The sequence below is a fragment of the Escherichia sp. WS1451 genome (assembly GCF_046487365.1).
Lineage (GTDB): Bacteria > Pseudomonadota > Gammaproteobacteria > Enterobacterales > Enterobacteriaceae > Escherichia > Escherichia coli.
The window spans coordinates 31,874-43,741 of sequence record NZ_JBJQJP010000016.1 but is presented as its reverse complement, the minus strand read 5'-3'; the positions used below and the strand labels follow the sequence as shown (position 1 = coordinate 43,741).

Annotated in this window: 13 protein-coding genes; 11 read left to right on the top strand and 2 right to left on the bottom strand. The window is 51.7% G+C overall.

Annotated features, from left to right (window positions below):
* Nucleotides 1-37: 37 nt before the first annotated feature.
* On the bottom strand, nucleotides 38-718 hold the full coding sequence (gene dpiA / locus ACJHX7_RS18715) for a two-component response regulator DpiA (RefSeq protein ID WP_000126500.1): 681 nt from the start codon (nucleotides 716-718) through the stop codon (nucleotides 38-40).
* Nucleotides 687-2,345: a sensor histidine kinase DpiB gene (gene dpiB / locus ACJHX7_RS18710; RefSeq protein WP_001305557.1), complete on the bottom strand. Its 1,659-nt coding sequence runs from the start codon at nucleotides 2,343-2,345 to the stop codon at nucleotides 687-689. The genes dpiA and dpiB overlap by 32 nt, the downstream gene beginning before the upstream one ends.
* Before the next feature lie 378 nt (nucleotides 2,346-2,723).
* Here dpiB and citC point away from each other — a divergent pair, with 378 nt between their 5' ends.
* From citC to uspG, 11 genes are all read left to right on the top strand, one after another.
* Entirely contained in the window at nucleotides 2,724-3,782 is a 1,059-nt protein-coding gene (citC, locus tag ACJHX7_RS18705) for a [citrate (pro-3S)-lyase] ligase (protein ID WP_000467705.1), read from the top strand.
* Nucleotides 3,783-3,796: 14 nt separating this feature from the next.
* Entirely contained in the window at nucleotides 3,797-4,093 is a 297-nt protein-coding gene (citD, locus tag ACJHX7_RS18700; protein ID WP_000700703.1) for a citrate lyase acyl carrier protein, read from the top strand.
* Nucleotides 4,090-4,998: a citrate (pro-3S)-lyase subunit beta gene (gene citE, locus ACJHX7_RS18695; RefSeq protein ID WP_032170904.1), complete on the top strand. Its 909-nt coding sequence runs from the start codon at nucleotides 4,090-4,092 to the stop codon at nucleotides 4,996-4,998. The genes citD and citE overlap by 4 nt, the downstream gene beginning before the upstream one ends.
* Nucleotides 4,999-5,008: 10 nt before the next feature.
* Nucleotides 5,009-6,541, top strand: coding sequence for a citrate lyase subunit alpha (gene citF / locus ACJHX7_RS18690; protein WP_000192239.1), 1,533 nt, complete (start codon nucleotides 5,009-5,011; stop codon nucleotides 6,539-6,541).
* Between the two features lie 3 nt (nucleotides 6,542-6,544).
* A complete protein-coding gene (gene citX / locus ACJHX7_RS18685; protein ID WP_000550422.1) occupies nucleotides 6,545-7,096 on the top strand; it encodes a citrate lyase holo-[acyl-carrier protein] synthase in 552 nt (183 codons plus the stop codon).
* Nucleotides 7,071-7,949: a triphosphoribosyl-dephospho-CoA synthase CitG gene (gene citG, locus ACJHX7_RS18680; RefSeq protein WP_032170903.1), complete on the top strand. Its 879-nt coding sequence runs from the start codon at nucleotides 7,071-7,073 to the stop codon at nucleotides 7,947-7,949. Before citX ends, citG begins: the two co-directional genes overlap by 26 nt.
* A 49-nt stretch (nucleotides 7,950-7,998) precedes the next feature.
* Nucleotides 7,999-9,462 (top strand): citrate/succinate antiporter CitT, encoded by a 1,464-nt coding sequence (citT, locus tag ACJHX7_RS18675; RefSeq protein WP_094030160.1) that lies wholly within the window; start codon nucleotides 7,999-8,001, stop codon nucleotides 9,460-9,462.
* Nucleotides 9,463-9,575: 113 nt separating this feature from the next.
* Nucleotides 9,576-10,382, top strand: coding sequence for a ribonuclease I (rna, locus tag ACJHX7_RS18670; RefSeq protein WP_001295857.1), 807 nt, complete (start codon nucleotides 9,576-9,578; stop codon nucleotides 10,380-10,382).
* Between the two features lie 229 nt (nucleotides 10,383-10,611).
* On the top strand, nucleotides 10,612-11,022 hold the full coding sequence (gene rnk / locus ACJHX7_RS18665) for a nucleoside diphosphate kinase regulator (RefSeq protein ID WP_000089731.1): 411 nt from the start codon (nucleotides 10,612-10,614) through the stop codon (nucleotides 11,020-11,022).
* A 142-nt stretch (nucleotides 11,023-11,164) separates the two neighbouring features.
* Nucleotides 11,165-11,254, top strand: coding sequence for a small membrane protein YldA (gene yldA, locus ACJHX7_RS18660; protein ID WP_001287361.1), 90 nt, complete (start codon nucleotides 11,165-11,167; stop codon nucleotides 11,252-11,254).
* A gap of 123 nt (nucleotides 11,255-11,377) precedes the next feature.
* Nucleotides 11,378-11,806, top strand: a complete 429-nt coding sequence (uspG, locus tag ACJHX7_RS18655; protein ID WP_001308472.1) for a universal stress protein UspG — start codon at nucleotides 11,378-11,380, stop codon at nucleotides 11,804-11,806.
* Nucleotides 11,807-11,868 lie beyond the last annotated feature (62 nt).

The following is an 11,868-nucleotide window of genomic DNA, read 5'->3' as shown; positions in this document are numbered from 1 at the left end:
GTCATGCCGGAGGCAAGTTTCCTCCGGCTTTATCATGTCACCCACTGTGGTATATGCGTTGCGGTCTGCCAACTTTGCCGTGAACAATTTCGGCAATAATCAGATGGCGGCTGGCGCAATATTCAAGATAACGTCTGGCAGTGGTGCGGCTGATAGTCAGTGCCTGCGCCACCGTTTCTGCCGTATGTTGGACACCAGGCTCTTTAAACAGTTTTCGCACCGCGTTTAGCGTCAAGGGGTCAATGCCGGTCGGCAGTTCGTCTTTGGGTTCACCGCGAGCATAGGCATTAAACATCTCATCGATTTGCTTCTGGCTGGCGCTATCAATACTTTCCAGCATATGTTTACGCTGGCGGAAACGGGTTAGCGTTTGCCCCAGCCGTTCATAGGCAATGGGCTTAATGAGATAATCAAATACACCACAACGTACGGCTTCAGACACCGTTTCCATATCGCTGGCTGCAGTGGTAAACACCACGTCGCCGGGATAATGCGCCTGCACCAGTTCATGCAGTAAATTAATCCCTCTACCGTCAGGAAGATAGTTATCGAGCAAGATTAGCCCCGGCTTAAAACGCTCGATCATCATTCGGGCCTGCGCCAGGTTTCCCGCCAGTAATATCTGACTGAATCCGGGAATGTGACGAATATATTCCGCATGCATCTCTGCCAGCGGCGTTTCGTCCTCAACGATCAATAGGGTTAATGGAGCTGTCATTAGGTTTCACTTTCGGAATATAGATTGAAAATAAGGTACCGCAGGGATCATTATCTTCGAGAGTGATAACACCACCGCAGCGCGTTACGTAACTGGCAATCAAGTACAACCCAATGCCATGTTCGCCGGGCTCGTCAGCACGCGTACTGACACCCTGCTCAAATATTTTGTCTCGTAGAGACTCTGGAACGCCGCAGCCCTGATCGGCGACTTCAATCACCACATCATCGCCTTCATCGCTGAGGAATAATTCAACGATCTTGTTTCCTTCATCGCTACGCAGGCTGGCTTCGAAGGCGTTATCAAGTAAATTGCCAACAATGGCTGCAAACTCGGTGCTGTCCAGTCCTGGCGGCAGTTGCGAAAGCTGACTTCCGGGGACGATGACCATTTTTAGCCCCAGTTCGCGGGCGCGCTGCACTTTACCAAAAAGCAGCCCCGCCACCTGGCGATCGGCAAACGCCTCGCGCAGGCTATCAATAAGCTGTTGCTGGGCCTGAGACTCCCCCTGCACCATCGCCAACACGCGATCATACTCTTTCATCTGCAACAGACCATTGAGCGTCGACATCCAATTGAGATGCTCGTGTCGCAATGTGCGCAGGCTCTCGACGTATTGTTTAATTTGCGTCAGTTGCGCATTGAGGGTGGATATTTCGTCTTTACTACGAAAGCTGATAATGGCCCCCAGCAAATCATCACCAGAACGAATAGCTTCCCGGTTGGCAATAACGCTCAGACCGTTAAAGTTCGCCACCACATCCTGACGTTTTTCATCAATCTGTTCGGTAAAGAAATCGGCGGGCCTGACCACTTCAGCAATGGGTTTACCCAACCATTGCCGTCCGGGGGAACTCAGACCCAGCATCTTTCTTGCGTTACGATTGATGGCGGTAATGTACCCGTGCGGATCCACCGCAATCAGCCCTTCATAAACCGAACTAAACAGCGCCTCTTGCTGACGGACCACGCGAGCGATTTGCTTTGGCTCCATGCCCATCATCTGCCGACGGATATGCGCGGCCAGGAACCACGACAGCAACATCAAAATCCCTAACAGCACGACAAACACGCCTGCCATCGGTAATAAAAACTCAGCCCGCCAGCTATCGATTTTACTCACCAGGTAGCCAATCGACACCACGCCGATGACTTTTCCATCGTCATCAAAGATTGGCGTTTTGGCACGCATCGCCATGCCAATTGACCCTTTCCCGGTGATGAAGTAGCTCTCCCCTTTCTCCAGCGCGCCCGGTTTGGTGAACTGCATAGGATAACCAATTTTCTCCGGATTAGGATGGTAAAGACGAATCGAGTGCCGATCGCCAATCACCACATAATCGAAATCAGTATCTCTTTGTAATTTGTCAGCGATGGTCGCCAGCCTCTTGTAGTCACGCGTTTTCACTGCGCTGATGATACTGTCATTAGAAGCAATAATTTTTGCCTGATTCATTGCCATGTCGCGCACATGAAGCGTTAAATAGTCCTCAAAACTGGCTGTAAAATATTGCGCCAGGGCTGCAATGACAAATATTGAGAACACCAGAATCAGCAAAAAGATACGCAGCGGAAATGCCAGTCTTTGGAAAAATGCAAACTGTTTATTCTCGTTAAGCTGCAACATTGTTTTCCTTGCGGGTTGTCCCGAGCCTCTTTGACGGATGTAATTAAAATGTTGAATCAAAATACATAGATATTAAATATGATCGTGGCAAATTTTATTCATTAAATCAATTAAATCACTTAAACCTGCGGGTCATTTCGTAATTACATTAGTTAAAAAACTTAAAACCATTAAATAAATAAAAAACCACTAACTCTATGTGAAATAAATCAAAATTTCACGCCGAAATACTCCTTAGGATGTATAGCGAAAGGAGAAAAAGATATACCTCGATCACCCCCTTTCTCCCAAGTGAAAATAAAAGGTTATCAGTTTGCAACATCGAACAACATTCGTTGCAAATCGATAACAACATGCACCTTCAGGATACTATTTATTATGTTCGGCAATGATATTTTCACCCGTGTAAAACGTTCAGAAAATAAAAAAATGGCGGAAATCGCCCAATTCCTGCATGAAAATGATTTGAGCGTTGACACCACAGTCGAAGTATTTATTACCGTAACCCGCGATGAAAAGCTTATCGCGTGCGGTGGAATTGCCGGAAATATTATTAAATGCGTTGCTATCAGTGAATCCGTTCGCGGTGAAGGACTGGCGCTTACATTAGCCACTGAATTGATAAACCTCGCCTATGAGCGGCACAGCACGCATCTGTTTATTTATACCAAAACCGAATACGAGGCGCTGTTCCGCCAGTGCGGTTTTTCCACGCTGACCAGCGTACCCGGCGTGATGGTGCTGATGGAAAACAGCGCCACGCGACTGAAACGCTATGCCGAATCGCTGAAAAAATTTCGTCATCCAGGGAACAAGATTGGCTGCATTGTGATGAACGCCAATCCCTTTACGAATGGTCACCGTTATCTGATTCAACAGGCTGCGGCACAGTGCGACTGGTTGCATCTGTTTTTAGTCAAAGAAGATTCTTCACGCTTCCCCTATGAAGACCGACTGGATCTGGTGTTAAAAGGCACCGCCGATATTCCACGCCTGACTGTGCATCGCGGCTCCGAATACATCATCTCCCGCGCTACGTTCCCTTGCTACTTCATTAAAGAACAGAGCGTCATTAACCATTGTTACACCGAAATTGATCTGAAGATTTTCCGTCAGTACCTCGCTCCCGCGCTGGGTGTAACTCACCGCTTTGTCGGTACTGAACCCTTTTGTCGTGTTACCGCCCAGTACAACCAGGATATGCGCTACTGGCTGGAAACGCCGACTATCTCCGCACCGCCCATCGAACTGGTTGAAATTGAGCGGCTGCGTTACCAGGAGATGCCGATATCCGCTTCCCGGGTACGTCAACTGCTGGCGAAAAACGATCTCACGGCTATCGCGCCGCTGGTCCCTGCAGTCACGCTGCATTATTTGCAGAACCTGCTTGAGCACTCCCGCCAGGACGCGGCAGCTCGTCAAAAGACCCCCGCATGAGAAACAGGTGAAAAATGAAAATAAACCAGCCCGCCGTTGCAGGCACCCTTGAGTCTGGGGATGTGATGATACGCATCGCCCCACTCGATACGCAGGATATCGACCTGCAAATCAACAGCAGCGTTGAGAAACAGTTTGGCGATGCAATTCGCACCACCATTCTGGACGTTCTCGCCCGCTACAACGTGCGCGGCGTACAGCTGAATGTCGATGACAAAGGCGCACTGGACTGCATTTTACGTGCACGACTGGAAGCCCTGCTGGCACGCGCCAGCGGTATCCCGGCTCTGCCATGGGAGGATTGCCAATGATTTCCGCTTCGCTGCAACAACGTAAAACTCGCACCCGCCGCAGCATGCTGTTTGTGCCAGGTGCCAATGCCGCGATGGTCAGCAACTCATTCATCTACCCGGCTGATGCCCTGATGTTTGACCTCGAAGACTCCGTGGCATTGCGTGAAAAAGACACAGCCCGCCGCATGGTTTACCACGCGCTGCAACATCCGCTGTATCGCGATATTGAAACCATTGTGCGTGTAAACGCGCTGGATTCCGAATGGGGTGTTAACGACCTGGAAGCCGTCGTTCGCGGTGGTGCGGACGTTGTGCGTCTGCCGAAAACCGATACCGCTCAGGATGTTCTGGATATCGAAAAAGAGATCCTGCGCATCGAAAAAGCCTGTGGTCGTGAACCCGGCAGCACCGGCCTGCTGGCAGCGATTGAATCTCCGCTGGGCATTACCCGCGCAGTGGAAATCGCTCACGCTTCCGAGCGTTTGATCGGTATCGCCCTCGGTGCAGAAGACTATGTGCGCAACCTGCGTACAGAACGCTCCCCGGAAGGAACTGAACTGCTGTTCGCACGCTGTTCCATTTTGCAGGCCGCGCGCTCTGCGGGTATTCAGGCGTTCGATACCGTCTATTCCGACGCTAATAACGAAGCCGGATTCCTGCAAGAAGCCACCCACATCAAACAGCTGGGCTTTGACGGCAAATCGCTGATCAACCCGCGTCAGATTGATCTGCTGCACAACCTCTACGCACCGACCCAGAAAGAAGTGGATCACGCCCGCCGCGTCGTAGAAGCCGCTGAAGCCGCCGCTCGCGAAGGCCTCGGCGTGGTTTCCCTGAACGGCAAGATGGTAGACGGTCCGGTTATCGATCGCGCCCGTCTGGTGCTCTCCCGCGCAGAACTTTCCGGCATCCGCGAAGAATAAGGCAATCAAAATGACGCAGAAAATTGAACAATCTCAACGACAAGAACGGGTAGCGGCCTGGAATCGTCGCGCTGAATGCGATCTTGCCGCTTTCCAGAACTCGCCAAAGCAAACCTACCAGGCTGAAAAAGCGCGCGATCGCAAACTGTGCGCCAATCTGGAAGAAGCGATTCGTCGCTCTGGTTTACAGGACGGCATGACGGTTTCCTTCCATCACGCTTTCCGTGGCGGTGACCTGACCGTCAATATGGTGATGGACGTCATCGCGAAGATGGGCTTTAAAAACCTGACTCTGGCCTCCAGCTCCCTGAGTGATTGCCATGCGCCGCTGGTAGAACACATTCGCCAGGGCGTGGTTACCCGCATTTATACCTCTGGCCTGCGCGGTCCACTGGCGGAAGAAATCTCCCGTGGTCTGCTGGCGGAACCGGTGCAAATCCACTCTCACGGCGGACGTGTGCATCTGGTACAGAGCGGCGAACTGAATATCGATGTGGCTTTCCTCGGCGTCCCGTCCTGTGATGAATTCGGTAATGCCAACGGCTACTCCGGTAAAGCCTGCTGCGGCTCCCTCGGCTATGCAATGGTTGATGCCGACAACGCAAAACAGGTCGTGATGCTTACCGAAGAACTGCTGCCTTATCCGCATAATCCGGCAAGCATTGAGCAAGATCAGGTTGATCTGATCGTCAAAGTTGATCGCGTTGGCGATGCTGCAAAAATCGGCGCTGGTGCTACCCGTATGACCACTAACCCGCGCGAACTGCTTATTGCCCGTAGCGCTGCGGATGTGATTGTTAACTCTGGCTACTTCAAAGAAGGTTTCTCCATGCAGACCGGCACCGGCGGCGCTTCGCTGGCGGTAACCCGTTTCCTGGAAGACAAAATGCGTAGCCGCGATATTCGCGCCGACTTCGCCCTCGGCGGTATTACCGCAACGATGGTTGATCTGCACGAAAAAGGTTTGATCCGCAAACTGCTGGATGTGCAGAGCTTTGACAGCCATGCTGCGCAATCGCTGGCCCGTAACCCCAATCACATCGAAATCAGCGCCAACCAGTACGCTAACTGGGGGTCGAAAGGCGCATCGGTTGATCGTCTCGACGTGGTGGTACTGAGTGCGCTGGAAATTGACACCCAGTTCAACGTTAACGTGCTGACCGGCTCTGACGGCGTACTGCGTGGTGCTTCCGGTGGTCACTGCGATACCGCGATTGCCTCTGCGCTTTCCATCATCGTCGCGCCGCTGGTACGCGGTCGTATTCCGACGCTGGTGGATAACGTGCTGACCTGCATCACCCCGGGCTCCAGTGTCGATATTCTGGTCACAGACCACGGCATCGCTGTTAACCCGGCACGTCCGGAACTGGCAGAACGTCTGCAGGAAGCGGGGATCAAAGTGGTTTCTATTGAGTGGCTGCGTGAACGTGCGCGTCTGCTGACCGGTGAACCACAGCCGATTGAATTCACCGACCGCGTCGTTGCCGTTGTGCGTTACCGCGATGGCTCGGTGATCGATGTTGTGCATCAGGTGAAGGAATAAGCCATGCACCTGCTTCCTGAACTCGCCAGCCACCATGCGGTGTCAATTCCCGAGCTGCTCGTCAGCCGGGATGAAAGGCAAGCACGGCAACACGTCTGGCTCAAGCGCCATCCTGTTCCACTGGTCTCCTTTACCGTGGTTGCGCCTGGGCCGATTAAAGACAGCGAGGTCACACGCCGAATTTTTAATCATGGCGTGACAGCCTTGCGTGCCTTAGCCGCAAAACAGGGCTGGCAAATTCAGGAGCAGGCTGCACTGGTTTCCGCCAGCGGGCCGGAGGGCATGTTGAGCATTGCCGCCCCGGCTCGCGACCTCAAGCTCGCCACCATTGAGCTTGAACATAGTCATCCTCTCGGGCGGTTATGGGATATCGATGTCCTGACACCCGAAGGCGAAATTCTCTCCCGCCGCGACTATTCACTGCCGCCTCGCCGCTGCCTGTTGTGCGAGCAAAGCGCAGCTGTTTGCGCGCGTGGAAAAACCCATCAACTGACCGATTTACTCAACCGCATGGAGGCGCTGCTGAACGATGTCGATGCCTGCAACGTCAACTAAAACCACAAAGCTTGCGACGTCATTAATCGATGAGTACGCCCTGCTGGGCTGGCGCGCCATGCTGACTGAAGTCAATCTGTCACCGAAACCAGGCCTCGTAGATCGCATTAACTGCGGTGCGCACAAAGATATGGCGCTGGAAGATTTCCACCGCAGCGCGCTGGCGATTCAGGGCTGGTTACCCCGTTTCATTGAATTTGGTGCCTGTAGTGCAGAAATGGCACCAAAAGAGGTACTCAACGGATTACGCCCAATTGGTATGGCTTGCGAAGGTGATATGTTCCGCGCCACTGCGGGCGTAAACACGCATAAAGGCAGCATTTTTTCTTTAGGGCTACTGTGTGCGGCAATTGGCCGTTTGCTTCAGCTCAACCAGCCGGTAACGCCAACAACCGTTTGTTCGACGGCGGCAAGTTTCTGTCGTGGCCTGACCGATCGCGAACTGCGTACCAATAATTCACAACTGACGGCAGGTCAACGGTTGTACCAGCAGCTTGGCCTTACCGGCGCACGCGGTGAAGCCGAGGCGGGTTATCCACTGGTGATCAACCACGCCTTGCCGCATTACCTCACTCTGCTGGATCAGGGGTTAGATCCTGAACTGGCATTGCTCGATACCTTGCTCCTACTGATGGCTACTAACGGCGATACCAACGTTGCATCGCGCGGTGGCGAGGGGGGCCTGCGCTGGCTACAGCGCGAGGCGCAAACACTATTAAACAATGGGGGCATCCGAACCCCCGCCGATCTCGATTATCTCCGGCAGTTCGACAGGGAGTGTATCGAACGAAATCTCAGTCCAGGCGGCAGTGCCGACCTGCTGATTCTTACCTGGTTTTTAGCACAGATTTAATAATTTAAGCACTTGATAAAATTGGAATATTAATTGTCGGAGAACCCGTATGTCTTTAGCAAAAGATAATATATGGAAATTATTGGCGCCCCTGGTGGTGATGGGTGTCATGTTTCTTATCCCTGTACCTGACGGTATGCCGCCGCAGGCGTGGCATTACTTTGCAGTGTTTGTGGCAATGATTGTCGGCATGATCCTCGAGCCAATTCCGGCAACGGCGATCAGTTTTATTGCGGTTACTATTTGCGTTATTGGCAGTAATTACCTGCTCTTTGATGCCAAAGAATTAGCTGACCCAGCGTTTAATGCGCAAAAACAGGCGCTGAAATGGGGTCTGGCTGGTTTTTCCAGCACCACGGTATGGCTGGTATTTGGCGCATTTATTTTTGCATTAGGGTATGAAGTTTCCGGGTTAGGTCGTCGCATTGCCCTTTTCCTGGTGAAATTCATGGGCAAACGCACGCTGACGTTGGGTTATGCGATTGTCATTATCGACATTCTGCTGGCACCGTTTACACCGTCCAACACCGCGCGTACCGGGGGCACCGTGTTCCCGGTTATTAAAAACCTGCCGCCGCTGTTTAAATCATTCCCCAACGATCCGTCCTCTCGTCGTATTGGCGGTTATTTAATGTGGATGATGGTCATCAGTACCAGCCTTAGCTCCTCCATGTTTGTGACTGGCGCTGCGCCAAACGTGCTGGGTCTGGAGTTCGTCAGCAAAATCGCAGGGATCCAGATTAGCTGGCTGCAATGGTTCCTGAGCTTCCTGCCGGTCGGTATTATTTTGCTGATCGTTGCTCCGTGGCTCTCCTATGTGCTGTACAAGCCGGAAGTGACTCACAGTGCCGAAGTGGCAGCATGGGCCGGTGATGAACTGAAAACGATGGGTGCATTGAGCCGTAAAGAGTGGACCCTGATAGGTCTGGTGCTGCTGAGCTTAGGCTTATGGGTATTCGGCGGCGAAATGATCGACGCCACGGCGGTAGGTCTGCTGGCGGTTTCGCTGATGCTGGCCCTGCACGTTGTACCGTGGAAAGACATTACCCGCTACAACAGCGCCTGGAACACACTGGTCAACCTGGCAACGCTGGTTGTTATGGCGAATGGCCTGACCCGTTCTGGCTTTATCGACTGGTTCGCCAACACGATGAGTACACACCTGGAAGGCTTCTCACCAAACGCAACGGTGATTGTACTGGTTCTGGTGTTCTACTTTGCACACTACCTGTTTGCCAGCCTGTCTGCGCACACCGCAACCATGCTGCCGGTTATTCTGGCCGTCGGTAAAGGTATTCCGGGCGTACCAATGGAACAACTGTGTATTCTGCTGGTGCTGTCTATCGGTATCATGGGCTGTCTGACGCCGTATGCAACCGGTCCTGGGGTGATTATTTACGGCTGTGGCTATGTGAAATCAAAAGATTACTGGCGACTTGGTGCAATCTTCGGGGTGATTTACATCTCTATGCTGCTGTTGGTTGGCTGGCCGATTCTCGCCATGTGGAACTAATACGTTCGCCAAACGCTGAATAAATCATCACGCCCGCCAGGTAAGCCCACCTGGCGGGCTTTTTTATGATTTAATAGATAGTATTCAGTATATGTATGAGTTCCACACCCATTATGAAAGCATTCTGGCGTAACGCCGCGTTGCTCGCGGTTTCTCTGCTTCCCTTCTCTTCTGCCAACGCCGTGGCGTTGCAGGCAAAACAGTATGGCGATTTTGATCGCTATGTCCTGGCCCTCTCCTGGCAAACCGGATTTTGCCAGAGTCAACACGATCGAAATCGTAACGAACGAGATGAATGTCGCCTGCAAACCGAAACGACCAACAAAGCTGATTTTCTGACCGTACATGGTCTGTGGCCAGGATTGCCTAAATCGGTTGCTGCCCGTGGTGTTGATGAACGCCGCTGGATGCGCTTCGGTTGCGCTACTCGCCCAATCCCGAATCTACCAGAAGCGCGCGCCAGCCGAATGTGTTCATCTCCGGAAACCGGGTTATCGCTGGAAACGGCCGCTAAACTAAGTGAAGTCATGCCAGGAGCTGGCGGACGTTCCTGCCTGGAACGCTACGAATATGCCAAACACGGTGCCTGCTTTGGTTTTGATCCAGACGCATACTTCGGCACGATGGTACGCCTGAATCAAGAAATTAAAGAGAGCGAAGCCGGAAAATTCCTTGCGGATAACTACGGTAAAACAGTGAGCCGCCGTGACTTTGATGCCGCCTTTGCCAAAAGCTGGGGAAAAGAGAACGTGAAAGCAGTTAAGCTAACGTGCCAGGGTAACCCTGCGTATTTGACTGAAATTCAGATCTCGATCAAAGCTGACGCCATCAACGCTCCGCTTTCTGCCAACTCATTCTTGCCACAACCACACCCAGGCAACTGTGGCAAAACCTTTGTGATTGATAAAGCAGGTTATTAATCCTCTGATTTACAAAACACGCTAATTCGTCTTCCATAAACCATGACGATTAAGATTTATACATAATGCGCTACATTGAGGAATTCCCTGAATGTGACGCAAATCACTTCAAAGAGTGAGCAACAGTCAGTATCATCATGTGAGTTAAACCCTCGCCGCCTGACGGTGAGGGTTTTCTTTTGGGTATGTTTATCTGCGACACTCGCAGTACCGACGACATGGAGTAAAAATGTCCAGACCAACTATCATCATTAACGACCTGGATGCCGAACGCATCGATATTCTGCTGGAGCAACCCGCCTATGCTGGTTTGCCAATCGCCGACGCGTTAAACGCAGAGTTGGATCGCGCCCAAATGTGTTCGCCAGAAGAGATGCCACACGACGTGGTGACAATGAACAGCCGGGTTAAATTCCGCAATCTTAGCGATGGCGAAGTGCGTGTGCGCACGCTGGTGTATCCGGCAAAAATGACCGACAGCAATACTCAGCTTTCCGTTATGGCTCCGGTAGGTGCCGCACTGCTGGGGCTGCGCGTTGGCGATTCCATTCACTGGGAACTGCCGGGCGGCGTTGCAACCCACCTTGAAGTGCTGGAACTCGAATACCAGCCAGAAGCTGCTGGCGATTACCTGCTTTAATCCCATCTGCACAAGCGATAACTCGCTTTGCCCAGAGGATGCACTCGCATCCTCTTTCCGCTCAAATATCAACCAGATTTATCATTTTGCTCTTAAGCGCAGCATTCTAATCTGAACTGGTTATTCATCTGCGGAACCTCATATGAGCGAAGCTCTCGGTATCACTGCATTTTATATATTCATAGCCGCAATTATTGTTGCTGCAGTGCTATACCTTGAACAACGCTGGTAGCGCCTGGTTTTATTTATTTTCCAGCTCAATAGCAAATTCAGATCAAATCAGCCTCGCAAATCATAGATTCATAACCAATAATGTGCTGTTATGTATACATGCAAAAACAAGGAGAGAATGCTTATGTACAAAACAATCATCATGCCAGTGGATGTTTTCGAAATGGAATTGAGCGACAAAGCGGTTCGTCACGCTGAATTCCTCGCCCAGGATGACGGAGTTATTCATCTACTTCACGTACTACCGGGGTCAGCCAGCCTGAGCCTGCACCGTTTTGCCGCTGATGTACGTCGTTTTGAAGAGCATCTGCAACATGAAGCAGAAGAACGTTTGCAAACGATGGTCAGCCACTTCACCATCGATCCTTCCCGCATTAAGCAACATGTCCGTTTTGGTAGTGTGCGGGATGAAGTTAACGAGTTAGCGAAAGAACTTGATGCAGATGTAGTAGTGATTGGTTCGCGTAACCCATCGATTTCAACTCATCTGTTGGGTTCTAACGCCTCGAGCGTGATCCGCCACGCCAATTTGCCGGTGCTGGTTGTGCGTTAATTGCCAGAATAAGTATCCCGCCCTGCCCGGAGCCATCCCTGCAGGGCTTTTTAATGCAATAA

Coding starts and splice junctions, on each gene's coding strand:
- dpiA (WP_000126500.1), bottom strand. CDS start 718: ATGACAGCTCCATTAACCCTATTGATCGTTGAGGACGAAACGCCGCTG.
- dpiB (WP_001305557.1), bottom strand. CDS start 2,345: ATGTTGCAGCTTAACGAGAATAAACAGTTTGCATTTTTCCAAAGACTG.
- citC (WP_000467705.1), top strand. CDS start 2,724: ATGTTCGGCAATGATATTTTCACCCGTGTAAAACGTTCAGAAAATAAA.
- citD (WP_000700703.1), top strand. CDS start 3,797: ATGAAAATAAACCAGCCCGCCGTTGCAGGCACCCTTGAGTCTGGGGAT.
- citE (WP_032170904.1), top strand. CDS start 4,090: ATGATTTCCGCTTCGCTGCAACAACGTAAAACTCGCACCCGCCGCAGC.
- citF (WP_000192239.1), top strand. CDS start 5,009: ATGACGCAGAAAATTGAACAATCTCAACGACAAGAACGGGTAGCGGCC.
- citX (WP_000550422.1), top strand. CDS start 6,545: ATGCACCTGCTTCCTGAACTCGCCAGCCACCATGCGGTGTCAATTCCC.
- citG (WP_032170903.1), top strand. CDS start 7,071: ATGTCGATGCCTGCAACGTCAACTAAAACCACAAAGCTTGCGACGTCA.
- citT (WP_094030160.1), top strand. CDS start 7,999: ATGTCTTTAGCAAAAGATAATATATGGAAATTATTGGCGCCCCTGGTG.
- rna (WP_001295857.1), top strand. CDS start 9,576: ATGAAAGCATTCTGGCGTAACGCCGCGTTGCTCGCGGTTTCTCTGCTT.
- rnk (WP_000089731.1), top strand. CDS start 10,612: ATGTCCAGACCAACTATCATCATTAACGACCTGGATGCCGAACGCATC.
- yldA (WP_001287361.1), top strand. CDS start 11,165: ATGAGCGAAGCTCTCGGTATCACTGCATTTTATATATTCATAGCCGCA.
- uspG (WP_001308472.1), top strand. CDS start 11,378: ATGTACAAAACAATCATCATGCCAGTGGATGTTTTCGAAATGGAATTG.